The sequence below is a fragment of the Cohnella sp. SGD-V74 genome (genome assembly GCF_003001675.1).
In the GTDB taxonomy this organism is placed as follows: Bacteria; Bacillota; Bacilli; order Paenibacillales; family Paenibacillaceae; genus Cohnella.
On record NZ_PVYW01000002.1, the window covers coordinates 74362 to 98600 of the forward strand.

Annotated in this window: 22 protein-coding genes and 3 pseudogenes; 7 read left to right on the forward strand and 18 right to left on the reverse strand. The window is 55.2% G+C overall.

Annotated features, from left to right (window positions below; all coding sequences use genetic code 11):
• Window positions 1–7 precede the first annotated feature (7 nt).
• Both B0G52_RS36570 and B0G52_RS36575 read left to right on the forward strand, forming a co-directional pair.
• Window positions 8–313 (forward strand): annotated as a pseudogene (locus B0G52_RS36570) (LytR/AlgR family response regulator transcription factor); the annotation flags it as partial.
• A gap of 381 nt (window positions 314–694) precedes the next feature.
• Window positions 695–1096 (forward strand): annotated as a pseudogene (locus B0G52_RS36575) (AfsR/SARP family transcriptional regulator); the annotation flags it as partial.
• Between the two features lie 140 nt (window positions 1097–1236).
• Here B0G52_RS36575 and B0G52_RS03070 read toward each other — a convergent pair.
• The 3 genes from B0G52_RS03070 to B0G52_RS35840 all read right to left on the reverse strand — a co-directional run bounded on the left by B0G52_RS03070 (window position 1237) and on the right by B0G52_RS35840 (window position 2278).
• Window positions 1237–1800: an FAD-dependent oxidoreductase gene (locus tag B0G52_RS03070; RefSeq protein WP_094042058.1), complete on the reverse strand. Its 564-nt coding sequence runs from the start codon at window positions 1798–1800 to the stop codon at window positions 1237–1239.
• Between the two features lie 120 nt (window positions 1801–1920).
• Window positions 1921–2109, reverse strand: a complete 189-nt coding sequence (locus tag B0G52_RS03075; protein ID WP_094042059.1) for an H-type small acid-soluble spore protein — start codon at window positions 2107–2109, stop codon at window positions 1921–1923.
• 4 nt (window positions 2110–2113) lie between these two features.
• Window positions 2114–2278, reverse strand: coding sequence for a hypothetical protein (locus B0G52_RS35840; RefSeq protein ID WP_198960598.1), 165 nt, complete (start codon window positions 2276–2278; stop codon window positions 2114–2116).
• 162 nt (window positions 2279–2440) lie between these two features.
• Between B0G52_RS35840 and ku the strand changes: the two genes are divergently transcribed.
• The 3 genes from ku (at window position 2441) to ligD (ending at window position 5282) form a co-directional block, all read left to right on the forward strand.
• Window positions 2441–3319, forward strand: a complete 879-nt coding sequence (gene ku, locus B0G52_RS03080; RefSeq protein ID WP_094042060.1) for a non-homologous end joining protein Ku — start codon at window positions 2441–2443, stop codon at window positions 3317–3319.
• A gap of 75 nt (window positions 3320–3394) precedes the next feature.
• Entirely contained in the window at window positions 3395–4351 is a 957-nt protein-coding gene (locus B0G52_RS03085; protein WP_198960585.1) for an ATP-dependent DNA ligase, read from the forward strand.
• A gap of 40 nt (window positions 4352–4391) precedes the next feature.
• A complete protein-coding gene (gene ligD, locus B0G52_RS03090; protein WP_094042061.1) occupies window positions 4392–5282 on the forward strand; it encodes a non-homologous end-joining DNA ligase in 891 nt (296 codons plus the stop codon).
• On the opposite strand, the gene cls is transcribed toward ligD, so the two are convergent.
• Window positions 5283–6722, reverse strand: coding sequence for a cardiolipin synthase (gene cls / locus B0G52_RS03095; protein WP_233162323.1), 1440 nt, complete (start codon window positions 6720–6722; stop codon window positions 5283–5285). It abuts the gene before it with no gap.
• Window positions 6723–6832: 110 nt separating this feature from the next.
• On the opposite strand from cls, the gene B0G52_RS03100 reads away from it, so the two are divergent.
• On the forward strand, window positions 6833–7807 hold the full coding sequence (locus B0G52_RS03100) for a M23 family metallopeptidase (RefSeq protein ID WP_094042062.1): 975 nt from the start codon (window positions 6833–6835) through the stop codon (window positions 7805–7807).
• Window positions 7808–7812: 5 nt separating this feature from the next.
• A complete protein-coding gene (locus tag B0G52_RS03105) occupies window positions 7813–8271 on the forward strand; it encodes a bactofilin family protein (RefSeq protein WP_094042063.1) in 459 nt (152 codons plus the stop codon).
• Window positions 8272–8289: 18 nt separating this feature from the next.
• On the opposite strand, the gene B0G52_RS03110 is transcribed toward B0G52_RS03105, so the two are convergent.
• From B0G52_RS03110 to B0G52_RS03175, 14 genes and pseudogenes are all read right to left on the reverse strand, one after another.
• Entirely contained in the window at window positions 8290–9315 is a 1026-nt protein-coding gene (locus tag B0G52_RS03110) for an NAD-dependent epimerase/dehydratase family protein (RefSeq protein WP_094042064.1), read from the reverse strand.
• Window positions 9312–10598, reverse strand: coding sequence for an L-2-hydroxyglutarate oxidase (gene lhgO / locus B0G52_RS03115; RefSeq protein WP_094042065.1), 1287 nt, complete (start codon window positions 10596–10598; stop codon window positions 9312–9314). The genes B0G52_RS03110 and lhgO overlap by 4 nt, the downstream gene beginning before the upstream one ends.
• Window positions 10595–11683, reverse strand: a complete 1089-nt coding sequence (locus B0G52_RS03120; protein WP_094042066.1) for an acyltransferase family protein — start codon at window positions 11681–11683, stop codon at window positions 10595–10597. Before B0G52_RS03120 ends, lhgO begins: the two co-directional genes overlap by 4 nt.
• Window positions 11676–12569, reverse strand: coding sequence for a glucose-1-phosphate thymidylyltransferase RfbA (gene rfbA, locus B0G52_RS03125; protein ID WP_094042067.1), 894 nt, complete (start codon window positions 12567–12569; stop codon window positions 11676–11678). The genes B0G52_RS03120 and rfbA overlap by 8 nt, the downstream gene beginning before the upstream one ends.
• A gap of 36 nt (window positions 12570–12605) precedes the next feature.
• Window positions 12606–13502 (reverse strand): glycosyltransferase family 8 protein, encoded by an 897-nt coding sequence (locus B0G52_RS03130; protein ID WP_094042068.1) that lies wholly within the window; start codon window positions 13500–13502, stop codon window positions 12606–12608.
• Entirely contained in the window at window positions 13492–15174 is a 1683-nt protein-coding gene (locus tag B0G52_RS03135; RefSeq protein WP_143762507.1) for a glucosamine inositolphosphorylceramide transferase family protein, read from the reverse strand. The genes B0G52_RS03130 and B0G52_RS03135 overlap by 11 nt, the downstream gene beginning before the upstream one ends.
• Entirely contained in the window at window positions 15110–16306 is a 1197-nt protein-coding gene (locus B0G52_RS03140; protein WP_094042070.1) for a GNAT family N-acetyltransferase, read from the reverse strand. The genes B0G52_RS03135 and B0G52_RS03140 overlap by 65 nt, the downstream gene beginning before the upstream one ends.
• A 4-nt stretch (window positions 16307–16310) precedes the next feature.
• The gene (locus B0G52_RS03145; RefSeq protein WP_094042071.1) at window positions 16311–17393 is read right to left on the reverse strand and encodes a GNAT family N-acetyltransferase; all 1083 of its coding nucleotides are present in this window, start codon (window positions 17391–17393) and stop codon (window positions 16311–16313) included.
• A complete protein-coding gene (locus tag B0G52_RS03150; protein ID WP_094042072.1) occupies window positions 17375–18574 on the reverse strand; it encodes a glycosyltransferase in 1200 nt (399 codons plus the stop codon). Before B0G52_RS03150 ends, B0G52_RS03145 begins: the two co-directional genes overlap by 19 nt.
• Window positions 18575–18605: 31 nt before the next feature.
• Window positions 18606–19610 (reverse strand): annotated as a pseudogene (gene galE, locus B0G52_RS03155) (UDP-glucose 4-epimerase GalE); the annotation flags it as partial.
• Window positions 19611–19629: 19 nt separating this feature from the next.
• Window positions 19630–20526 (reverse strand): glycosyltransferase family 8 protein, encoded by an 897-nt coding sequence (locus tag B0G52_RS03160; protein ID WP_094042074.1) that lies wholly within the window; start codon window positions 20524–20526, stop codon window positions 19630–19632.
• A 30-nt stretch (window positions 20527–20556) separates the two neighbouring features.
• Window positions 20557–21537: an NAD-dependent epimerase/dehydratase family protein gene (locus tag B0G52_RS03165; protein ID WP_094042075.1), complete on the reverse strand. Its 981-nt coding sequence runs from the start codon at window positions 21535–21537 to the stop codon at window positions 20557–20559.
• A gap of 25 nt (window positions 21538–21562) precedes the next feature.
• Window positions 21563–22987, reverse strand: a complete 1425-nt coding sequence (locus B0G52_RS03170; protein WP_094042076.1) for an oligosaccharide flippase family protein — start codon at window positions 22985–22987, stop codon at window positions 21563–21565.
• 1 nt (window position 22988) lies between these two features.
• On the reverse strand, window positions 22989–24239 hold the full coding sequence (locus B0G52_RS03175) for an O-antigen ligase family protein (RefSeq protein ID WP_158223558.1): 1251 nt from the start codon (window positions 24237–24239) through the stop codon (window positions 22989–22991).

Consider the following 24239-nt stretch of genomic DNA (forward strand, 5'->3'; position numbering starts at 1 on the left):
GCGAATCATGATTGTAGACGACGAGGAGCTTGCGGCGATGAGACTGAGGCGCATCGTCGCCGAATACGGCGAGCCTAGCGAAGTCGTCCTGTTTCTGGACTCGCAGGAAGCGCACGAATATGCCAAAACGCATGCCGTGGACGTCGCTTTTCTGGACATCTCCATGCCGGACATCAACGGCATGCAATTGTCGAAGCTGCTGACGGACGTTAACGAGTCGATCAAAATCGTTTTTGTTACCGGTTATGACGCGTATGCGGTTCACGCCTTCGAGTTGAACGCCGTGGACTATATTATGAAGCCGGTCACGGCGGAGCGGCTGAACGTCACGATGAAGAGAATCCGGGCAGGACGCCCGTCGATCGAGGCGTCAAGGCCGCCGCTCGAAGTGTTTCTGTTCAACGGCATGACCGTAAGCGTACGGGACGCAGACGGCGTACGAGAAGCCGTCAAGCTGAGAAGTCCGAAAACCGAAGAACTGTTCGCCTTTCTGGTGTGCAAGCGGACCGTGCACCGAGAGGAAATCATCGATACGCTATGGAACGGATTCGTGCCCGACAAAGCCTGGAAAAACTTGAATTCCACGCTGTATTACGTTCGCAAGGCAATTAATGCGGACGGGCATAAATGCGAAATCTCGATGGCGGGCAATGAAATCCGGATCAACGCGGACGAGTTGTACTGCGATCTGCACGAATTCGAACGGTTGCTGAAGGAAATCCGACGCGACCCGGAACGAAACGCCGGCCTGCTCCAAAGAGCCGAGGCGCTATACTCGGGACCGCTGCTGCGGGGCAAAGCTTATGATTGGGCCAGCGGATACGCACTGAATCTCGAGCGTCAGTACACGGAGCTGTTGGAGCTGCAAGCCCGCCATTACCGTCAACGGGGGCAACTGCTTCAGGCGTTGAACGGCTATGGCGAAATCTTGAAGCTGGACGCCTTGCGCGAAGATGTACATATCGAACTGATCCGCATCTTCCTCGAGCTCGGCCGCAAAAACGAAGCGATCCGGCAATACCGGCAATTGGAGCTGCTGCTGCGCTCCGAACTGGGGATGGAGCCGGATTCGAAAATCAGGGAGCTGCTGCAATAAGCCGGGAATCCGACGCGCAGACGGATGACAGGGAGTTGGGGTGGAAGGGCGATGCCCGAACGAAGTTGTTCCGAAACCTAACAGAAGGCTTTGCGCCTCCCCATATCGGGGTGACGCAAAGCCTTCTTAATTATTCCCGCTTAAACCTTCAGAACGTCATGATCGACGTACCGCTCTCCGTTCAGCTCGCTGACGACGTTGATTGCCACTTTCGCGCCGTCGCCCGCGGTAATGATCGTGTGCATGCTCACTCCGGCGATCGTGCCGGCCGCCCATACGTTGGCGAGATTCGTCTTGCCGTCGGGCGCGCAGTCGACGATTGTCTTGATCCTCGGCTCCGTGCCGGGCTTGGTGACGATGCCGCTTGCCTCGGCGACGTCCGCGAACAGGCCGGTAGCAATAATGACATGAAGCGCCTCGTAAGACTGTCCGTCCGCTTCGATCGTAACCGAGCCATTCCCGGGAACGAGCTTTGTCGCTTTGCCCGTCACGAACTCCGCTCCGAACTTGACCGCCTGCTTCTTGCCTACGGCTACGAGATCGGGACCGGTGATCCCTTCGGCTCCGTAATGGTTTTCCACCCATGCGCGTTTCGTTACGCTCTGATCGTTATCGATCACCAGCGTTTTCTTGCCGGCCTTGGCGGTAAAAATTGCGGCGCTGGCTCCCGCCGGTCCTCCGCCGATAATGGCAACGTCGTACATCGCACTCACTCCTCATGTGAAAATTAGGAAGCTCCACTTAATTGTAACACGCGAATGAATCGCTTTCAAAAAGTAAGCCCCACTCCGAGGAAATCCGTGTGCACGACGCGCCCATCCCTGCTAATGGGATACTTCTTCCAGCCGTTCCACCCCGACCGTCTGCACGTCCGTCGGACTCTGGCCGACCTGAACGGTCGCCACGCCTCCCTCGACGTCCACGCGTTCGATCCAGACCGGCTCTCCGCTGTCCAGGCGAACTTTGATGTTATCCGCCGATTCGTAAATTTCCTTCGCTCTTTGCGCATCCATAGAATCAGTCCTCCAATGTTTCCTCGATATCCGGCACCCATCCGTTCTGAAAAGTAACCTGTCCGCCGCCCAGCCCTTCGTTCACCATGCGGTCGACTTCCATATCGTATTCGTCCCTGCCTTCGTGAATCGAGTCCTCGAGCCCTTTCCCGTCTTCTTCTGAAGCCACTTGCGACATCCCCCTTCGGCAATGGAATAAGTCCTTTCCAATATTCCCTGTCCGGTTGTTTTCCATGCGAATGGGCAACTTAAAGCCGTGTTCATAAAAGTCCGGTTGTCGGCTTCCCGAATTCAAATTTCGTCGAACCTCTACAGCAAAGGAGCGTTAGCCATGCATACGGTCTGGAAAGGCGCGATCAGCTTCGGGCTCGTGCACGTTCCCGTCAAAATGTTCACCGCCACTGAGGACAAGGATATTCATCTGAGGATGATTCACAAAGCCTGCGGCACGCCGATCGCCAACGTTCGCACTTGCCCCCACTGCGAGAAGGAGGTCGCTTGGGAAGAGATTGCCCGCGGCTACGAGCAGGAGAAAGGACGGTTCGTGCTGTTCGAGCCGGAGGAGCTGGAGGCGATCAAGCCGGACAATACGAAGACGATTCAGATTCTCGACTTCGTCGATCTGACGGAGATCGATCCGCTGTACTACCAGAAGGCGTATTACCTGTCTCCCGATCAAGCCGGATCGGGTGCGTATAGTCTGCTGCTGGAAGCGATGCGGCAGTCCGGCAAAATCGGCATTGCCAAAATCGCCATCCGCAGCAAAAGCAGCCTCGCCGCTATAAGGCCGGTCGACAACTGCATATGTATGGAGACGATGCATTATCCGGACGAGATTCGCCCGCTGCAGCTCGTCCCCAACTTGCCCGAGCAGACGAACGTCAACGAGAAGGAGCTGACGATGGCCAAGATGCTCATCGAGCAGTTGTCGACCCCGTTCGAGCCCGGGAAGTACACCGACGACTACCGCATCGCCCTGCAGGAAGCGATTCAGCGCAAAATTTCCGGAGAAGGCGCGGACATCGTCACCGCTCCGGACGTGGAGAGAACGAACGTCATCGATCTGATGGCCGCGCTTCAAGCCAGTCTGGAAGCCGCCCAACCGGGAGCCGCCCCGGCAGACTCCGACGATGCCGGAGCCGGAGGAGACCGCGGCAAAGCGAAGCCCCGCGGCACGCGCGGACGCAAGAAAGAAGGGGCGGTGCCTTGACGGTATGAAAGCGTCGAATGCGATCCCGCCGGCCAGGCCGTTCTTCCCGCTTAAGCTTGCTCCCGGACCTTGGCCATGAAGCTGGAGCCGGTCATTCCGTTCGAGCCGATTGCGGTGACGGACTTGCCGCAAGGGGACGACTGGGTGGCGCAGATCAAATGGGACGGCGTTCGGATGCTCAGCTACTTCGACGGGCGGGAAGCCCGCCTGATCAATCGGCGGCGCAACGACCATACGCCGCAATATCCCGAATTCGCCGATCCGACCGTCTACTGCTCTTCCTCCTCCTTCATTCTCGACGGAGAATTCATCGCCTTCGACAAGGCACGGCCTTCTTTTCAGGAGGTGATGAAACGCGACGGCCTGCGCACGCAATCGGGCATCGCCGCTGCGCTTCCCAGAGTTCCCGTCACTTATATGATTTTCGACGTGCTGTATTCGGGCGGAAAATGGGTCGTGGACCTGCCGCTGGAGCACAGGCAAAGCTTGCTGGAGAAGATCGTCGTGCCGAACGAACGCGTTCAGCTGTGCCGCAACTTTCACGATTCCGCCGGCCTGCTGGAGCTGATGAAAGCCCGCGGGATGGAAGGCGTCGTCTGCAAGAAGCTGGGCGAAGCTTACGGAATCGGCAAGAAGGACGGCCGCTGGCGCAAGCTGAAGCTGACGCGCGATCTGTATGCCGCGGTAGGGGGCGTCACCTACAACGGGCCGACGGTCAACTCGCTGCTGCTCGGCTTGTTCGACGGGACAGAGAAGCTGCGTTATATCGGGTACGCGGGGACCGGGAAGCTCTCGCGGGAAGACTGGAGGGCGCTGACCGAGCGAATTCCTTCGCTGGCCGTGCGGGAGATGCCGTTCGCAAGCCGGCCCGACAGGGAGAAAGGCGTCACCTGGGTGCGGCCGCATCTGGTTGCCAAGGTGCAGTTCCTGAACTGGACCCAAGGGGGAACGATGAGACAATCGAGCATTCAGGCGCTGCTGCCTGAGCGTTATTTGGCGGAATGCGTCGTCGGACAGAACGGAGCGGATTAGATGAAGTCCGATTTGTCGGAAAAAGGAGGTCTCTTCGAGCATGGTCAAAACGAAAACGGTCGTGCGGCTGGGAGAACACGAGCTGGCCATCTCCCATCCGGATAAGCCGATCTGGCCGGAAGCCGGCATTACGAAGCTGAAATACGTGCAGCTCTTGGCAGAGCTGGCACCTTTCCTGCTTCCGTACGCCGAAGGCCGCTATTTGACGACGATTCGCTATCCGGAGGGGATACACGGCGTATCCTTTTATCAGAAAAACTGCCCCGAGCCGATCCCGGAATACGTGCGAACCGCCAAGGACGGCAGCATCAACTATGTCGTGCTGGACTCCGTGAAGACGCTGCTCTGGATGGGAAGCCTGTACAGCCTCGAATTCCACGTCTCCTCCGACGAGATCGACAACCCGCTGCCCAATACGTGGATGCTCGACATCGATCCATCTCTTAGCGTAGAACCCTACCTCATGGAAGCCACGGAGCATGTGCTGCAGGCGCTGGATTCCCTCGGTCTGAGCGCCGTGGCCAAAACGTCGGGAGCGACCGGCGTGCAAATCGTTATGCCGATCGAGCGCGGTCCGGACTTCGACGAGCTGCGCCGCTTCGGCAAATTTCTCTCCGAATATCTCGTCGCGCGCCATCCCCGCCTCTTCACGGTGGAACGGCTGAAGAAGGACCGCGGTCCGCTGATCTATCTCGATTATTTGCAGCATTACGCCGGCAAGACGCTCCCCGCTCCCTACTCCCCCCGCGCGCGTCCCATGGCTACGGTATCGACCCCGCTGACCCGCGCCGAGGTTCGCAAGGACGTCAAGCCGACCGACTTCCACCTGCTGAATGTGCCGCAGCGGCTCCGCGAGCGCGGAGATCCGCTTGCCGCGGTGCCCAGACAATCGCTCGGCCCGGTCATCGCCCATCTGCTCGGCAAGAAATAGCTACAGCAGCGGAGAGAGGATCCGCGCCATCGCTTCCTTGACTTTCTGGGTACGCGACCGCTTCAGGAACTTCTGCAGGTTGATCTCCTCGCTGTCCTGCAAATCCTGCAGAAAATGCCGCTCCACCTCGGCAATGGCAGCCGGATCGAACAGATGCGCATTGATCTCGAAGTTGCTGTAGAAGCTCCGCAGATCCATATTCGCCGAACCGACGACGGCGGCGAAGCGATCTACGACCAGCGTCTTGGCGTGGACGAAACCTTTCTTGTACTGCCACACCCGAACGCCCGAACGCATCATCTCCTCCGCATAGGACAGCGTCGCCAAGTGAACGAGCCACGTATCCGGAACATAGGGAATGATCAGCCGAACGTCCATCCCGCTGACAGCGGCGTCGCGAAGCGCCATCGCCACGCTTGCGCTCGGGATGAAATACGGCGTCGTCATCCAGATGCGCTCCTTGGCGGCGTTCGCCATCGCGAACACCGAATCGTGAATCGCATCCCCTCTCCGGTTCGGTCCCGCCGGCACGATCTGTACCGCCTCCGCCTCGGGAATTCCGTGTTCGGGGAAATACGACGGATCGTCCGACTTCAGGCGCGTCGCGATCTCCCAGTCTTTCAGAAACACTTCCTGAAGCCAATAGACGGAATCTCCCTCCAGCATCAGATGCGTATCCCGCCAATAGCCGAGACGGGGGTGCTTGCCGATGTATTCGTCGCCGAAGTTCAAGCCTCCGATAAAGCCGACTTTGCCGTCCACAACCGTGATTTTCCGATGATTGCGGTAGTTCATTCTCTTCTTGAGAAACGATGGCCGAAGCGGGAAGAAGCAGGCGCATTCCACGCCTCCCTCCCTCAGAATCCGGATATAGGAGTCCTTAAGCTTGATGCTTCCGATGCCGTCGTACAGCAGCTTGACCTGCACGCCCTCGGCCGCCTTGCGGAGCAGCATCTGCTGCAGCTGCCTGCCGACGCCGTCGTCCCGGACGATATAGGACGAAATATGAACGTGCGACTTCGCTTCGCCGATCGCGTGCAGCATCGCAGCGTACGTATCCTTGCCGTTGTTGAACACGGCCGTCCGGTTGCGTCCCGAGACGGGGAGCTCGCCGCGCTTGAGCAGCGTGCGGAACAAGCGAGGCTGTTCCGCGATCCCGGTCGGCGACAGCGCGGCGGGGTCCGTCACCGTCATCGTCATCGCGAGCAGCTTGGCGCGGCGGCGCTGGTCCAGACTGCCCCTGCGGCGGGCCTTACGGCTTCTGCGATACTCCGTCGCCAGAAAGTAGTAGAGAATAAAGCCGACGAACGGGAACAGAAACAGGATGAACAACCAAGCCGTCGCATGGGCCGGCCTCCGAAACTCGAGCAGCAAAATGGTGGCCGCCTGGAAGATAAAGATAAGCAGAAGCAGGCAAAGTCCGAACGCAATCATATCCATCGTACCCTCGCGTCTCTTAATGATTTCCAGGAATGAAAGGAAGCTTTCAAGAATAAATAGCAGTAGTACAGGGAAGAGCCCGACAAATCTCGATTCCGAAAGGAGAGCCGATGGCACACAGACGACGGAAAGCGAAATGGTCGTTCATCCTGATCCGGGACGCCGACTATCGGGTGAAGCAGTTCCGGGTGTCCGGGCGAGCGATTGCCGCGCTCCCCGTAGCCGCCGCGCTGACGGTCGCCGGGGCGTTCGCGGCGCGGGAGCTGGAGGCGCTGCAGCGGATTCACGAGCTTGAAGCGCTGCTCGACGCCGGAGCAGCACGCAGCGGAGCTGCGCTTGCGGCCAAGAACGGAGAAATTCGTTCCCTGAAGCAGGAATTGCTCGAACTGAACGAACACACCGAGCAATTGCAGACGAGGATGAACGAATTGGCGGTCCTGGAAAGCAAGCTCAGGCAATTCATCGGCCAATACGGCGACGGACAGACGATTCCGCAGGGCGGACCCGCTTCCGAAGTAGCGGTATCCTCCTATGCGGTCGCCGCATCCGACAAGGTGTCGGCCGCCGCGGTCGAACTGACGATCGACGACATCGCGGAATTATCGCAGATGCTGGGCGAGCTGGCCGATTCCATGGAAGCCAATCTCCGTAAGGCGGAGCGGCGGCAGGCCGAGCTGGACGCGCTGCCGTCGGCCTGGCCGACCGTCTCCAGACGGCTGACCTCGGGGTTCGGCTACCGAAGCGATCCGTTCACGCGCAAATCCGCTTTCCACGCCGGAGTCGACATTACCGGCGACGTCGGCGATCCGATCTTCGCGGCCGGAGACGGCACGGTCTCGGAGGCCGGGTTCAATCGCACACGTGGTAATTATATCATCATTGCCCATCGGACGGGTTTGGAGTCGCACTACTTGCATTTAAGCAAGATCGGAGTGAAGATCGGCCAGCGGGTAGAGCGGGGCGACCGGATCGGGGAGATGGGCAACAGCGGGCGCAGCACCGGGCCGCATCTGCACTTCCAGATCGTCGCCAGCGAGAAGCCGGTCAACCCGCTCCCCTATTTGCGACAAGTGAAGGAGGATTGAGAGCCATGTTCGGAAGCAAGCGCAGAAACGGTACGACGGATACGTTAATCGGCGCCGGCACAGAGTTTAACGGGCTGATGAAATCCGAAGCGGACGTGAGGATCGAGGGAGCGTACCACGGGGATATCGAGAGCAAGGGCAGCATTGTCGTAGGCAAAGGCGGCGTGGCGCGGTCGAACATCACGGCGCGAGACGTGACCATCGCGGGCAAAGTGTACGGGGACGTACATACGCTCGGCAAGCTGATCATCACCGCTACGGGGCAGCTTCACGGCAATTCCCAAGCCGCCGTTCTGCACGTTCAGGAGGGCGGCATCCTGAACGGCAGCAGCCGGATGGACAGGGGCGACTCGCCCGGGAAAGCCGCTCCGGATCATGAGCAGGCGGGCGCCGCCCTCCACCCCCATCCCGGCGGCGGCATCGCAATTGCCGGCAGCGGCAGCAAAACCAAGCAGGCGGGTTAACCCCGCCTGCTTCTTCGTTCACAGATCGATAATAGCTCCGTACATCTCGACATTCTTAATGATCCGATGCCATTTGGTAAGCTCCTTGTACCAGTCGAGAGTGATTGTCTGATCGAATTCCGAGATTTCTCCGTTCTCCAAAGCGTTGTAGATTTCCCTTGCACCGTCCGCTGCCGTCCATCTAGCCTCCCAATTCAGCATTCGTGTGATTTTATCGAAGCCGACGCGATAGGATCGATGATCGGACGAACCGTACCAGGCGATTTCGACCCGTTTGGGCAGAGCGGACAAGATTTCTTCGGCCAACGGGCCAAGCTGATAATTGTTGCGGTTCGAGCCGACGTTAAAAATCTGGCGGTTAACGACTGCTGAATCAGCCTCCAGCAGCAAGCACATGACATCCGTCGTATCCTGAACGTGCACCATCGGCCGCCATTGCGAGCCGTCCCGCATCAGCGGAATAACGCCGTTCCGATAAGCCCCGAGCGTCATTCCGTTAATGGCCAGATCGAACCGCATTCGAGGCGAATAACCGTATACGGTAGCCTGCCTCATCACGACAACGGTAAATTGGTCGTCGGCCAGCGGCAGCACGCCCAGTTCGGCTCTCTCGTTGGCCCTGGCGTAAGTCGTTAACGGATTGGTTGCCGATTCTTCGTCTACGATCGTGTTCGGTTCGACGAAGCCGTAGATGCTGCAGGAGGAAGGAAGTACATATCGTTCTACGCCCAGCCTCTTGGCGATTGCGGCCGTGTTGACCCGCGAGATGTGATTGATCTGATAAGTAGCTTCTTCGAACAGCTCACCGCTTGGATCGTTGGAGATCGCGACAAGATCAATGACGGCGTCTACCCCGGCGAAATACTCTTCCTTCATCCGCCTTGTATCGTCCTTGATCAAAACCAAGTTCCGATGCTCCTTCAAGTGCCTCTCTCCGAAGAAATAACGGTCCAGCGCTTTGACCTTATACCCACGATCAAGCAGCTTCGGCACCAACACGCTTCCAATGTACCCGCCCGCGCCGGTCACCAATACGGTTTTCATGTTCCTACCCCTCTCTTAAGCGAATCGACTCGCCTTCCGGAAACCGCTTGCTGGGAAGCCTCGCGCCTTTTGGCCGCGATCGCCTCGACGACGTATTCCGCGAACGGCAACGAACAAGTAAATGCCGGAGATACCGCGTTCAGGACGTGCATGGACCGGTGATCTCCTTCCAGCACGAAATCTTGAACCAGCTCCAGTGTCTGCTTGTTCAATAGCTGGGCGCGAATCCCCGGTTTCAGGAAGCTTCCGAACCCGCCTGCGTCCAACTGACGGACCATCTTCAATGAAAGGCCCACGAAGTTCGACTTCCTGTACTTCTTGAGCTCTTCGATGGCAAGCGTTCTGAAACGGAAGGAGTTAGTCAGGAACAGCTTTGCTTCGTAATACAAAATCTGTGCGAACTCTCCGGCGTTAAACCGGCTTAGACCGGAATAATTTTCACGCCAGAGCGCCGGAATCGCGGTAGGCCCGATCTTGATGCCGCTGTCGACCGTTTTCGTAAAATGCACGCCCAGGAAAGGATTGTTCAGATTCGGAACCGGATAGATGTGGGTTGAAACATCGGTCTTATTCTTCGCATACTTCAAGTAAATGCCTTTGAACGGAATAATCGTATAGCTCTTCCCGAAACCGAAACGATGCGCGATCTTGTCGGCGTACAGTCCCGCCGCATTGACGACATAATCGCATTGGATGACGCCGCGGTCGGTGAAAACCCGATTATCTTCGTGTCGAACGTACCGGGTGTTGAAGCGGAATTCGACCCCGCTGCGCGAGTTGTCCCATTTCAACTGCCGGCATACTTCCACGGGATCGACGGAAGCCGTATTGGGGGAATAGAGAGCTTTGCGGAAAGTTCGCACGTTGGGATCAATCTCCCGAGCCTCTTCCTCGGTCAGCCAGATCAGCTCTACTCCATTACGATCTCCTCGCCGCTTCAACTCTTCCAGACCGGAGAGCTCCTCTTCGCAAGTCGCCACGATCAGCTTGCCGCACTTGTTGATTTTCAGACCGTTGCTCTCGCAATAGCGGGTCATCGCGCGGTTCCCTTCACGGGTGAACCTAGCCTTCAAACTGTCCGCCGGATAATAGAAGCCGGCATGAAGCACTCCGCTGTTGCGGCCGCTGGAGTGCAAGGCGACTTGCCCCTCCTTCTCGATCACGCATACCGCAGACTCGGGGTATCTTCGCTTCAGTTCCCTGGCAATCGTTAAGCCTACGATTCCCGCTCCGATCACAAGATAATTCGTCCTGCCGACGCCGCTCTTAGGAAATTCGTTCATGCGATCGATCTCTCCCTCGTCTTCTTGATTACTCCCAACGACCTTTTCATCGTTTGCAGCCCGGTATAGGAGACGTAGGAGAGAACAATCACGCATGGCGTAAACAGAATATCCCATATCCAGGTTTCTCTAAGGCCCGACAGTCGGTTTGTTTCCAGTACAAGATAAGTGCCGTTAATGTACAGAAAGTGAATCAGATAAATTCCCGCCGCCTGCTTCCCCATCTTCACCAGCACGGATCCGCGCCCGATTTCCGGGCGAAGCGTAAGCAGCAGGAACAGAGCCGAGCATAGTAGAATGGTCGACAAGAAATAATCTCCCCGTTCCGTATTGAACCAGGCGGCAATCAACGTTCTTTCGGCTATTTCGGTCCCCAGCGAGAGCAGCAAGACTAGCAGGAGAGGCTTCGCTTTACCCTGCAATTTTGAACGAATAGGCTCCCGGTACCGATGAAACGCATAGCCCAGCATCGTATAGAACAGTCCCAGAAACAGGGCGTCGCGAGCCATAAAGTCGCGCGGAAACAGCCCGAGATACGAGCCGCCCGCAATTCCCGCCAGATGGAGCAGCAAGCTGGACACGACCAGCAGTTTTATCGCCCCTCGTTTATGGAACAGGTAGACAATCGATATGGAGAGAATCAGCGAGGTCAAATACCAGAGCTGGTAACCGCTGGAGTAGAGGCCGTAATACAGCATGCCGATCGGACGCTTGACGAGCTCCGTCAGCCCCATCGCTTGAATGTCCGCCATTGCCTGCCTGTACGTGTGAGCTCCTCCGACCTGGAACGTCGCGGCATCGTAGATCAGATAAACGGCCTGCCAGGCTAAGTACATTTTGAATAGTTTCCCTACATATTGGCGATAGTAGGCGTTCGGGGCATCGGAATGGGCGATTTTAGCGGCGAACAGATAACCCGAGACGAGAAAAAAGAAGGGGACGGCGAACCGGGACACCGTAATCAAGACAAATCCGATTCCGTGCCCCGCTCCGGTCAAGTGCAGGAACGGTTCGGTGTGGATAATAACGACGCAGAATACGGCGACTGCCCGGAAAACATCGATTGCCTCGTTGCGATCAGCCATAGACGGTTTTCATCTCCGCTTCTCTTCCGGCAATCCGTATCAGGTATTGCCCGTAGCCGTTCTTCTTCATCGGCTCCGCCAATTGCAACAACTGCTGCCTGGTTATGTACCCCAGCTTGTAAGCAATCTCCTCCAGACATGCCACTTTGATTCCTCGCCGCTTCTCGACAGTTTCGATGAACTGGGAAGCTGCCATCAGAGACTCGTGCGTGCCCGTGTCCAGCCAGGTCACCCCTCGCCCGAGCACTTCCGCTTTCAATTCGGAAGCCGCCAAATAAGCCGCGTTGACATCCGTAATTTCGTATTCGCCCCTGGAAGAGGGGCGAACTCTCCCGGCGATCTCGACAACGCGGTTATCGTAGATGTACAACCCTGTCACCGCATAATTGGACTTCGGCTGGAGCGGCTTCTCTTCGATGGACAAGGCCCGACCTTCGATATCGATCTCGACGACGCCGAATCTTTCGGGATCGCGGACGGCATAGCCGAATATCGTCGCCCCGTCGTTAAGGCTTATCGCCCTGCGCAGAAGCATGGGGAACCTGTGACCGTGGAACAGATTATCCCCAAGAATCAGCGTCACGCTGTCGCCGCCGATGAACGATTCGGCGATGGCGAAGGCTTGCGCGATGCCGTTCGGCGAAGCTTGCCGAGCATAGCGGATCGAGATGCCGAGCTCCGTCCCGTCTCCCAGCAGCTGCCCGAAGCGTTCGCAATCTTCCGGCGTGCTAATAATCATGACGTCGCGAATGCCGGCCATCATCAGCACGGATAACGGATAATAAATCATCGGTTTGTCGTAGACCGGAAGCAGTTGCTTCGATACGGCCTTCGTCAGAGGATACAACCGCGTTCCGCTTCCTCCCGCCATGATGATCCCTTTCATTTTAATCTCTCCCGACTCTGCCAAAATAGCCTTGCATTAACTCGTCGCCGTTCGTTTCAGCCTGCTTAACAACCGCAGCGTAGAGGCCGGCAGCGCCGTCTTGACGATCTGTTTGACGGTCATGCGCAACGTTCTCTCCGGCCTGAAGGACGCCCATGAAGTTTGGGCCAAATATTTGAAGTAATCGTCAGCGTAAGGATGATGATTGGCGTAATGCCACGGTTTGGACGCTCCCGTATAATGAACGATGCACGGGTCCGCCGGTTCCAAGCCGGCAAGAATCATATTGCTTTGGAAGTTCCAGCAGGCAGGCAACTCCAGCCAATCGTCGTGGAGAACCGCATTTAACGCGTCCTGGTCGTGGAACATCAGTTTCTCCGGGTGACGGGCCACCATGCTCCACACTTTGCGGGACAATCTATCTTCCGTCCACCTGTGCACGTCGAATACGAGGATTCCCGCATTAAAATAAGCGGAGTCGACGGGAATGCCAAGCTCCTCTTTGCGGCAATCTCCTCCGATGTCGCGAACGGCGGCCAATGCATGGCCTTGCAGATCCAGATTCCATAGAGGGAGCAGGTCGCGCTTCACGACGATATCGCAATCGATATAAATCGCTTTGCGCAGTTGCAAGGATTCCAGCAGCTCGGGCACGATGATCTTGCAGTAGGAAATCTCGTTGATATGATGATTGGTCGGCAAGCTGCCGAACGTTCCGAGATCGACGGGGATAAACCGAATGGACGCCCGTTCTCCGTCGAGACTTCGTTCAAGCTTTTCCTTCGCTCTTGCCGACAGTCCGTTGTGCAGCACGTAGAAATTCGCTCCGGCGGTTGCCAGATTCGCTGCGAGCGACTTCATGGCGACCGCCAAATGCTGAGCGTACCCCTCGTCCGTAGCAGCGACGATAGGAATGATCTGTTTATTCGGCATAACAGCCCTCTTTCTCTTCGATCCGTCCGGACAATGCGGGGTTCTGCTTGCGCTTCTTCAACCGCTCCAGCCCGTCGCGAAGTCGATCTCTAAGCCTTAGGGAGAACACACGCCAATTGACGGTCTCCGTCTTGGAATCCAGCAGCGTACGGTCCCCGATGGCAGATAGCGTATGGAGGCCCGCAGGGTAAGGACCGTTCGGATCGGGAGCCAGCCTGGCTTCCGCCGTCTCGGCGAACTCTTCGGTGGTCAGCGTTATAATCCGATTGAGCATTACGGCCGCGCCGTATGTCTCAGCGCAATCCTGAGCCGGCCTGTAGAGGCTGTTCCCTCGATAGAACGGCGTCCCGGCGGGACGCGCGGAACGGATATCCACTTTGGCCGGATTCATGGGATGAGGCAGCCATTCCCCCTCCAGTTCGGAAGCATACCAGATGTGCAGGTGGGAATCAGGACCCGCGGCTTCGTCAGTGCAGAAGAGCCACCAACGGCCCTCATGGCGGATTATCGAAGAGTCTGTTGCCCGGAACCCGTGTAAGATATCCCGTACTTTCACCCATCCATGCGGAAAATCGTCGGCTCGGTAAAGCGAAACCATGGAAGCCTGATGCGATTCGGGAATACAGTAAATCCGCTCCCCGTCGGAGAACAGATACGGGTAAGACAAATGGACGGGAAGCTCGATATTGGTCTCGCGTCCGTCCGCCAGGAATCGTCCGTCGTGCTCGGCCGTTCGCAGTACCCCCTTACCCGTTCTGTAATCGAACTCCTCGTACATAATGCGCCCGACTCCGTTTGCGCAAATTCCGAACGGATCCGCAGCATAAGCGTCCCGTTTCGGCATCCATTCGGCTCGAGACGTATCCGGGTCATCCAGGAAAGCCTGTATCGGCTTGTTCACGATGCCAACGTTCCAGTGTTCGGCGACAAGCCAGTGGCGGACCAAGTTCCGGGCTTTGCGACCGAGCATCGTCCAACTGATCTTCATCGCTTCGATAACGGTTCCTCGGACTGTGGATTCCCGTGCAAAGATCTCCGCTTCCCGCCAACGTTCCAGATAAGATGCGTTTCCGGCCGTCAAATCCCGGCACGCGTACGAAAGCAGATCCAGACCGGCATCGTGAATCGTATCGATGTTGCGGAAATAGGATTGCAGCTTCGCACGCACCGTTCCCTCTTTAAGAACGGCATAAGTTCCCGTTTCGCGACGAATTAACGATACGGTAACCGTCGGTTCTCGGTTAAGCAAGCAACGGAAAGAATAATCGAATACGGAAGAGAGTCGCTCTTCCCCGTACGCAAACTCCCACACCCCATATTTGCAAATCCCCGCCAATTCGGGAACGGACGGCCCCTGGCGAAAACTGAGAATCGCATCCAGACGATAGGCGGACAACTCTCCCAATCGATCGGAAGAGCCTTCGCTCCATTCCACGACCGGAACGTCCGGCAGAATCGAGCGCAGTGAACGCCGTTTCATCGTCCTTGCGGACCGGTCGGCTCTCCGTTTCATCGCGCGATACAGAATCGTCTCTTCCTCTCTCCGGGAGGTCTCGTCGTGCACGATCAGGACGGGAACGACGGCGTATCCGGATTCGAGCACGCTTCTAATGCACTCGGTTTCCCACCATCTCCACGTCTTGCTGCCAAGTAATATCCCTAGCCTCAGCATCTTTGGACTTCCCTCTTTTCCGCACGCGGATCATGGAACGAACGAATGATTGGGTACGATGATAGAACTCGAGAATGCCGAACGTTTGCGCCATTGTCCGCAAGGAGATTTGAACGACAAGCCATAGCTTCTTGCCGTTGTTGTTCACGACTTGAATGTGATAGTTGTTTCTGACGGTATCCGTCCAATAAAATTTGTAAGCTTGAGTGCCGTCCTCGAAATCGCACTCTTCCATCCCCTGCTCGTGCATGTAGTGCAGAAGTCTATTCGTCAGGATGAGTCCGATGCTTCTGCGCGCGAATTCCGGCGCGTAGTTCATGAATTTTCCGTACACATTTCGATTGAAAACGACGCAGACGCTGATCGCTTCTATTCGCCCGTCGATTTCGATGTAGGAGAAGCTCAGCCTTCCCTTCCGCCATCCTGCGGCAAGGCTCTCGTAGAACCTTCTGTTTCCGGCGCTCAGAAACTTGCTCGTCTTTTCCCATTTCTCGACGTTTAGTTCAACCAACCTGTTCCAGACCTCTTTGCTGTACGGTTGATCGATCCTTATGCTGACTTCGTGCTCCTTGCACAGCTTTCTCTCTTTTCTCTCGATTTCTCGAATTTGACGCTTATTGATTTTGCAAGGATAGTTCTTGAAGTTCAAATACGGCGTAATCATTGATTTGTGCGCGTAGGTCTTGTAATGATCTCCCCACAGCTTCTCGACCAGAAACGTCATGTTGCTCTTCGTGTTCAGATCGGTCAGATGAAGCAGATCCCACTCGCCCCGCCGCTCTTCAAGCGCCTCCATGATCTCCTTTAACAAAGCAATCTCGCTGTACTCCTTATGCAGGCAGAATCCGCAGTAGGGCGTTTGGTTCTCGTTTAACGGACGCAGCACTTTGGTTTTCACGAAAGCTCTCGATTCCGTAACGATTTGAAGAGGAGCGATTGCGACGCACTTGGCTTCGTCGTATACAACGACGATAAACAACTTTAAGCCGGGAGGGTGTACATGGTTCAAGCTCCCCTCCACCCAATCGAACGTATCGTACGGATCGCAGCTTTCCATACTGTCCGTCAACGCATTCCAATCCTCTTCCAGAAGCTTGAACTCGGCTCTGGTAGAGACGATTCTCGCGTTCATCGGCCTAACCTTCCTTCCTTATCCTTCTCGATCCCGTTTTTATCGCTACGTAGCCTTTAAGCAGCCATTTCTTGATGCCGCCGTTAAGAACGTAAATATTATGGTTCATCCCCGACTGGTCAGCCCAATAAAACTTGTAGCTCTCGCTTCCGCGCAGGAAATCGAACTCCTCTTTGCTCTGTTCCCGGTAGTGCGACATCATTCGCTTGAGCAAGACCAGGCCGACTCCCTTATCGGCATACGCCTGATCGAAGGCCGGGGTATAGTAGTAGATCTTCTTGTCCGTCTGAAATCCCATGTGGGCTGCCGCCAATTGACCTTCCACTTCGAGAAAGGAAAATTCCAGCTGGTTCCGTTTGTCCAGAGCGACAAGCAGCTCGTTCCAGAAAGCGATCGATCTGGGATCGCGGAATACGCTCGTTTCTCCCCATTTAAGCTTGTGAATATTGACCATGGTCTCCCATTTCTTCTGGTCGAACGGCTGTCCGACCTGAATGTTGACCCGGTTTTCGCGGAGCAGCTTCCTTTCCTTGCGGTCGATGGCGCTCAGTCTCTGCTTATTGACCGTTTCCTTCGACAGTCTGCGGTAATCGACGAAAGGCGTCGCCTCGTATCGTTCCACCATCGTGTCTAAGCGCGCTTGGAACGCCTTCTGGACCAGAAGAGTCGTTTCGTTGCGTGAGTTGAAGTTCACAAGCTCTATATAATCCCACTCCATCCGATGCTCCACGATCACGTCGATTAATCGGTCGATTAACTCCGAGTAGTCGTAGTCTTTGTGCAGATAGAATCGGCAATAGTCTTTGTAACCGCAGTCGATCGGCTGCATGACCCTAACCTGCATCAAGGGAAATTTTTTGAATCTCTTACGATAGATTCGCATAGGCGCAATCGCGATACACTGGCCTCCGTCGTATAAAGCAACGACAAACAGCCGGTCTTCTTCGAGAAAATGTTTCACATAAATCCGGTTCCAGTCCCAGAAATCGAAAATCTCCGCGTGCTCGATATGCCGAACAAGAGCCTCCCAGTCGTTCTCCAGCGACATGAAAGACTCCTGTCGGGTAATCAGCTTGGCCTCATACATGGAATTTCTCCTCCGTCTTCCGATCGTTGTCCATGCGGCAGCGGCCTAGGCGGAAGCCTGCCTGGACACAGTGACAAATAGCGTTCGGCCACCAGGTCGAACGAAAACTCGCGCTTAAACGAACGATTCGCTATCTGCGGCTTATCCAGCCCGCACTGGCTCAGGATATCGACGATTGTCCCGGCCCACTTCTCAGCCGACTGCTCTACAATGTAATTGACGGGGCTTAGCTGCTTCAGCTTGCGGGTGGCCGGTATGTCCGAACTGATCGTCGGTATTCCTGTGAAGATGGCCTCCATCAGCGCCAAGGGCGAAGCCTCATATCGGGACGGGAACAGAAAGACATCGGAGACCTGCAGCAAGCGGGCGACGTCGTCCCTGGTCCCGAGAAGCTGCACTTCGTCCTGAAGCCCGAACCTCTGAATGTCTTCACGCACTTGATCGGCATATTCCTTATCCAGCATGTTCCCCGCGAACAGAAGCTTGAATGGAACGCCCTGCTTCTTGAGCACCGCTGCCGTCTCTATAAGGAAGCGCTGGTTTTTGACCGGGTCCAGCCTGGCCACCTGGATCAGAATCGGCGTATGGCGCGGAATGCCCAAGGATAGACGGATCTCCAGCTTCTCTTTAGCGCTGGCCGGCGCGAACATCTCCGTATTGATCCCGTTCTCGATGACCGTTACCTTTCCTCTGGCTCTGCTGAATTTTTCCTGATAGTACCTGGATACATGTTCTGCGACGCTGACGATTCGATTGACGCCGTACAAGCTTAATCTTTCGAACAGCCGGTCCTTGAAGCTGGGCCAATCGTCGCCTCCGTTATGAATCGTGGTGATCGTATAGATGCTGCGGAAAAACACATTGCGCAGACCTGCATACATATTCGGCGTGCATCCGTGAGAGTGGATGATGTCCGGGCCGAAGGCGGCGATCTCCCGGTTCAGCTTCAGCAAGTTCCGGAAAGCGTTCCACAGTCCGGTTCGTTTGTTCAATTCGACGACGCGAACCTCAAGCCGTTCCAGCTGTTCCAGCATGTGCGCTCTTCCTTCGGGATCGGACGATTGAAAGAGCGTAAACAGAGAGCATTCCATTCCTTTGTCCCGGTAGTGCCTGATCAGCTCAAAGGCTACCTTCTCCGACCCCGCTAACTGCAAGGACTGAATGACGAATGCGATTCTCATGAATAATCTGCCCCCCTTCTCTCATCTCGGCGTACCCCATCGGGTTGCCGAGTTGCCAGCGCCAGGCGTCCAAGCACATCGCATCGATTCCCCTTGTCGCTCTCCATTCCAGCTCGCGGGCGGCTTTGGACGGATCCGCGTAGCTCGCGGCCACGTCCCCGGGCCTGCGCTCGACGAACCGAAACGGGATTTGCCGTCCGGAAGCCTTCTCGAACGCCTTTACGAGCTGAAGCACGCTGACCCCATAGCCGGTCCCCAGGTTATAGGCGTCGATTCCCCGGGAAGCGACGATCTTCCGCAGCGCTTGCAGATGGCCGGTTGCAAGATCTACGACATGAATGTAATCTCTTACTCCCGTTCCATCCAGCGTCGGATAGTCGTTGCCGAATATTCTCAGTTCCTCCCGTTGTCCGATCGCCACTTGAGTGATATACGGCATAAGATTACTTGGCACACCGCAAGGATCTTCGCCGATTCTGCCGCTCGAATGAGCGCCAATCGGATTGAAGTATCGCAGCAGGGCGATACTCCACCTCGGATCCGAAGCGTGCAAGTCACCCAGTATTTCCTCGACGACCAGCTTCGTTCTTCCGTAAGGATTGGTCACGCCTAAAGAAAAGCCCTCCGAGATCGGAGGGGAAGCCGTTGAACCGTATACGGTAGCGGAGGAACTGAATACCAGCTTCCTGACCTCGAACCGCCGCATCGTCTCCAGAAGCGACAAGGTGCCCGCTACGTTATTGCGATAATACGAGAGCGGCTCCTCTACCGATTCTCCGACCGCTTTAAGACCGGCAAGATGAATGACCGCTTCGATCCGATGATTTTCGAAAATGCCGCGCAAGCCTGCCGAATCCAGCAAATCGCAGCGATAGACCGATAGGCTTCTGTGCGCGATCTCTTCGACCCTTCTCAGAGATTCCGCATTTCCGTTAACGAAATTATCGGCGACGACGACATCGTAGCCCGCTTCGAGCAGTTCCGCGCATAGATGGGAGCCGATGTATCCGGCTCCTCCCGTAACCAGTATCGACATGCCGTCCCTCCTTTCCGAATTACGTTCGCTTTCTTATCGCCGCAAGCGCCGGTTCCGGAGCGATCCTCTTCAGAAAACTCTTGACCGGCTGGACGATTCTTAACGCGACTGACCTGGCGTTAATCTTCGGGCGGAATGTTCTCCACTCGGTATAGGCCAGATAGTCGTAGTACGCCTTCTTATAGGGATGGGTACTATTGAAATGCCATGGCTTGATCTGACCCGTGTAATGAATGATGCCGGGTTTCCTGCTCTTGTTCCAAAGCTTCCCTGTCAACATATTGGTCTGGACGTTCCACTTGTCCGCTATCTCCAGCCAATCGTCGTAGAGAATCGCGTTAAGACCGTCTTGATCCAGATAGATCAGCCGCTCGGTGTGCTCAGCGATGTACGCCAACGTTCTGCTGCCGATCTCTTTCTCTCTCCACTTGGCCAGATTCATCATATAGATTCCGGCGTTGAAATAACGCTGAACCGGAATGCTTAGATCCTTGCACCTATAAAGCCCTCCGACGTCGGTCACGGCCGCAATCGCATGCCCCTTGAAGTCGATCTGCCACAGTTCGGCGATATCCCCCGTTACGACCGTATCGCTGTCCAGGCAAATGACCTTGTCCACCGTATTCGGCAGCACGTCGGGGATCGAGAGACGAATGAAGGTCTCCCTGGTCACGAAGGTGAACAACCTGAAGTCCCGATAAGCGGAGGCGTCCGCCTGAATAAATTCGACGTGAGCGTCGAACCCGGCCACGCTAGCGAGCAGCTTGGACTGATTCTCTTCGTTGAAATCCGTGCTTAACACGTACAGATGAACGCTGCTTCCGGGCGACTTGTTCATCAGCAAGGAAACCAGAGAAACGCTGAGATGCTGCGCGTAGTGATTATCCGCGATCGATACGACATGAATGTCCGTCATTGCCGCTATCCCCCCTCTTTCGGCCGGGAATCAGGCAAGCACTCGCGAATACTTCTGACGCACTTCCGACTCGATCCATTCGTATGTACGTCTTAAGCCTTCCTCCAGCGTGACGCCAGGCTGCCACTGCAAAATCTCGTACAGACGGGTGTTGTCGGAATTTCTGCCCCGGACTCCCTGAGGCCCGTCGATATGATGAATATCGACTTCATGCTCTGCAACGCGGGCAACGATGCCTACCAGTTCGTTAATGGAGATGAGGCGATCTTGCCCGATATTCAAGGGATGAGGATAATCCGACTGCATCAAGGCATAGATAGCGTCGACGCAATCGTCCACGTAACAGAAAGAGCGGGTCTGCTCGCCATCCCCCCATACGGGAACCGAGGTCTCTCCGTTGAGCTTGGCCAAGGCAACCTTCCGGCATATGGCTGCAGGTGCTTTCTCTCTTCCCCCGTCCCACGTGCCAAGAGGACCGAAAATATTGTGGAATCTGGCAATTCGGGTTTCAATTCCGTAATCCTCTCGATAATGCTCGCAGAGCCTCTCCGACACGAGCTTCTCCCAACCGTAAGCGTCCTGGGGCATCGCCGGGTAGGCATCTTCCTCCCTGAGCGGCTTTACGTCCGTTTCGGTCTGTAAATATTCCGGATAGATGCACGCGGAGGAGGTATACAAATACCGGCCGACGCCGTTCTGCCTGGCCGCCTCCAAAGTATGGAAGTTAATCAGAGCATTGTTGTACAGAATTTCCGCATGATGGGTCGTAATATATCCCATGCCGCCCATATCCGCCGCCAACGCGTACACCTGATCCATGCCCGCCGTCGCCTCAAGGCATTTGTCCCACAAACGAAGATCCGCTACCAGAAACTCGTCCGCGCGGGAATCGGAGTATTCCGGTTTCTTAAGGTCTGCCCCGCGGACGTAATACCCTTTGTCCTTCAACACATTCACCAGATGATTGCCGATAAAGCCGCCTGCTCCGGTCACCAATACTTTTTTGCTCATTCGAGAACCCTCCATAGATTTTGGTTTATTTGCTGCCTGGGCTTACGCCCAGCTGTTTCGTTTTCAACACCCTGTGAAGATAAGACATCGCATCGATTTTCCGATATAGACTGAACATAATCGCCGCTGACGGGATCAGTACCAGAAGCGCCCACTTTAACGGCAGTACTGGCAAAAACACGACCGGAATGCAGGTAGCCATACAGATCAGCGGCAATCTGTATTGCAGCGTGTAGCTTCTTCGAATCTCCGCATGAATAAGGAAGTACGACAGCAAGGCTACGATCTCTCCAGCCGCATAACCGTAAATGCCGAATACCGGCAGCGCCAATAGCGCCGTTAGTGTAAACAAGCCTACGTAAGCGAAACTGAACTTGGAAACTTCCCAATTCGCTCCTCGAACATACAGCATGTTGATCGGCATGCTGAAAATCGCGATCATACTATATTCGATCGCGACGAAAGGATAAATATGCAGCACCGTGTCCAAATCGCCTTCAAAAAAATACGGAATGATCCAATTCGCCAATATTCCGAACCCCATCAGCAGCGGTACGATCGAAATAATTTGCAGCAGCATCGCTTCGTTCAGCGCATTCTCCACCCTCTTCCGTTCATGCTGTATTCTAGATAGAAGGGAAAAGGAAATCGTCTGAATGGCTCCATTAATGAAGTTAAGCGCCTCGACAACCCGAATCGAGATGGATACGGCCGCGACCGCCTCCAGCCCGATGAACTTGGCGACGAAGAGGGGATTAATAAGCGTGCGCACTTCCCAGATTCGCTTGGATAACGTATTGCCGAACCCGTACTTCAGCATGGTCTTCAGCAGTTCCCATGACCAGACCAGCCTCGGACGATAGCGGGAGAAATAGCCGCTGATCGCAACCGCCATGACGCCCTGAAGCAGATTGCCGATAACGAGTCCCCAAATCCCGAGTCCCGCATAGACCAGCGCCAACGCCGACGCATAGTAGACGATTTGATTCATCAGCTCATAAACCGCTACCTTGCGATATTCCAGCCCCCTCTCCAGCTTGGCCAGCGCCGGAAGCAGGTACGCTCCGCTAAGCATTCCGATCAACGTGGCCAGAAAAGGAAGCTGGATGTGATCGTTGTTCAGCCACGCTTTGAGCAGGAAGGAAATTCCGACACCGACAGCTACCGCGGCGGCTGTCGTGAGAAGCACGAAGGTAAACGCCACATCGTATTGGCGCTGCTCGGCTTCCGACTCGCTGCGAATCAAATATTGGCTGATTCCAAGCTTGCACAACTCGCCCATGAACGAGATAATGCCGATAATAGACACGAACAGTCCGTAGTTTTCGACTCCGATAGCCTGCATCAGCAGTAACATGCCGCCGAAACTGATAACGAATCCGAATCCGCGTCTTAAAATATAGTAGGTTCCTTCGTGAATAACTTTGTTTCGGAAGCTCGTCTGCGCCATCTTACACCACCGCGCTTCCACGATCGGGCGTCGGTTGCATCCCGATAGATAATCCGATCAGCGTAGCTGCCGGTGCCATAACGAACATATAGATAACGACATTATCCGTTAATGAAGCGATCGCTATTGCAACTGTAGCTAAAAAAGCGGCCATATGATTTCTCGCGCTTATATTCCCTTGTGTATCAGCCTTACTCCACGATCTCCAAGCAGCGATCAGGATACCGACCAAACAAGCAAACCAGATAGAGAAACCTACCATTCCATAATCGTGCAAAATTCTCAAATAATCGTTATGCGGCTGTGTCTCTACCCCGAATCTTCGAGCCAAAGCGCTTTCCGCCGACCCTGCTCCGCCTCCGACCCAGGGCGCGTTCCAGTATGATTGAATGACCGTATCCCAAATATTCGTCCTTCCCATGGCGTTTACTGGTATACCTCCTATGGACAATGAGGTATCCCCCTCAAAAAACCTTTCTTGGATAGGAGAAAAATTAAAAACCGTGTAGCCAAGCAATCCCAGGCAAGTGGCTACGAAAGTAAAAAATTTTAATTTCTGCTTAGCTCCCTTAAACCCGTATCGCGATACAATAAGCAGCACTACGCCGGCTACCATGGCAGTTCGAGATAGGCTCAACGTAATCGTTAGCAGTACTCCCAGCGAAGCGAAAAACCATCTCTTCTTCTGGGTATACCTCCATTCGGACAAAAGCATAGCCAAACCCACTAGAGCAAATAAGGCAAATCCCCTTGAGCTGATCCATCTCTCATTTCCTAGACCGTCTGTCACTAACGAAGGAAAATAAATAAGCATAGCAATCCCGACAGCAACCTTCAAATACTTTCGAATCCGGTTTTGAAAATTCCCATCTCGGGCATGTTCTCTCGACACAAGAACGATAAGGGTAAAAAACGTCATAAAAACAAATATATTTTGCAACCCGGATTTGTTAACCTCATGCCAAATGAAGCTTGCCCAACACCACAAAATAAAGTAGATAAAACTCATTCCGTGATAAATACGAAGGGTGCTTGTAGGCCTATACAGCCACATATATAAGGAAAGGCCACCGTATGATAAGGTCAATGCACCCTGAACGGAGACCGGTCCAAGCGATACTCTATTCGGCAAATCGACCAAACTGCAACAAAAGAGAATCAACATTAGCATAGCAACTGTAAATGATCTATTTCCTTGTTCGCTGCCCGAGATTAAAGGAAAATACGGATTACTTCGTTCCGCCATCAGCAT

Bases quoted from the DNA above. Each gene is read 5' to 3' on its own strand.
- B0G52_RS03070 (WP_094042058.1), bottom strand. From the start codon at position 1,800: ATGTACGACGTTGCCATTATCGGCGGAGGACCGGCGGGAGCCAGCGCC.
- B0G52_RS03075 (WP_094042059.1), bottom strand. From the start codon at position 2,109: ATGGATGCGCAAAGAGCGAAGGAAATTTACGAATCGGCGGATAACATC.
- ku (WP_094042060.1), top strand. From the start codon at position 2,441: ATGCATACGGTCTGGAAAGGCGCGATCAGCTTCGGGCTCGTGCACGTT.
- B0G52_RS03085 (WP_198960585.1), top strand. From the start codon at position 3,395: ATGAAGCTGGAGCCGGTCATTCCGTTCGAGCCGATTGCGGTGACGGAC.
- ligD (WP_094042061.1), top strand. From the start codon at position 4,392: ATGGTCAAAACGAAAACGGTCGTGCGGCTGGGAGAACACGAGCTGGCC.
- cls (WP_233162323.1), bottom strand. From the start codon at position 6,722: ATGGATATGATTGCGTTCGGACTTTGCCTGCTTCTGCTTATCTTTATC.
- B0G52_RS03100 (WP_094042062.1), top strand. From the start codon at position 6,833: ATGGCACACAGACGACGGAAAGCGAAATGGTCGTTCATCCTGATCCGG.
- B0G52_RS03105 (WP_094042063.1), top strand. From the start codon at position 7,813: ATGTTCGGAAGCAAGCGCAGAAACGGTACGACGGATACGTTAATCGGC.
- B0G52_RS03110 (WP_094042064.1), bottom strand. From the start codon at position 9,315: ATGAAAACCGTATTGGTGACCGGCGCGGGCGGGTACATTGGAAGCGTG.
- lhgO (WP_094042065.1), bottom strand. From the start codon at position 10,598: ATGAACGAATTTCCTAAGAGCGGCGTCGGCAGGACGAATTATCTTGTG.
- B0G52_RS03120 (WP_094042066.1), bottom strand. From the start codon at position 11,683: ATGGCTGATCGCAACGAGGCAATCGATGTTTTCCGGGCAGTCGCCGTA.
- rfbA (WP_094042067.1), bottom strand. From the start codon at position 12,569: ATGAAAGGGATCATCATGGCGGGAGGAAGCGGAACGCGGTTGTATCCT.
- B0G52_RS03130 (WP_094042068.1), bottom strand. From the start codon at position 13,502: ATGCCGAATAAACAGATCATTCCTATCGTCGCTGCTACGGACGAGGGG.
- B0G52_RS03135 (WP_143762507.1), bottom strand. From the start codon at position 15,174: ATGCTGAGGCTAGGGATATTACTTGGCAGCAAGACGTGGAGATGGTGG.
- B0G52_RS03140 (WP_094042070.1), bottom strand. From the start codon at position 16,306: ATGAACGCGAGAATCGTCTCTACCAGAGCCGAGTTCAAGCTTCTGGAA.
- B0G52_RS03145 (WP_094042071.1), bottom strand. From the start codon at position 17,393: ATGTATGAGGCCAAGCTGATTACCCGACAGGAGTCTTTCATGTCGCTG.
- B0G52_RS03150 (WP_094042072.1), bottom strand. From the start codon at position 18,574: ATGAGAATCGCATTCGTCATTCAGTCCTTGCAGTTAGCGGGGTCGGAG.
- B0G52_RS03160 (WP_094042074.1), bottom strand. From the start codon at position 20,526: ATGACGGACATTCATGTCGTATCGATCGCGGATAATCACTACGCGCAG.
- B0G52_RS03165 (WP_094042075.1), bottom strand. From the start codon at position 21,537: ATGAGCAAAAAAGTATTGGTGACCGGAGCAGGCGGCTTTATCGGCAAT.
- B0G52_RS03170 (WP_094042076.1), bottom strand. From the start codon at position 22,987: ATGGCGCAGACGAGCTTCCGAAACAAAGTTATTCACGAAGGAACCTAC.
- B0G52_RS03175 (WP_158223558.1), bottom strand. From the start codon at position 24,239: ATGCTGATGGCGGAACGAAGTAATCCGTATTTTCCTTTAATCTCGGGC.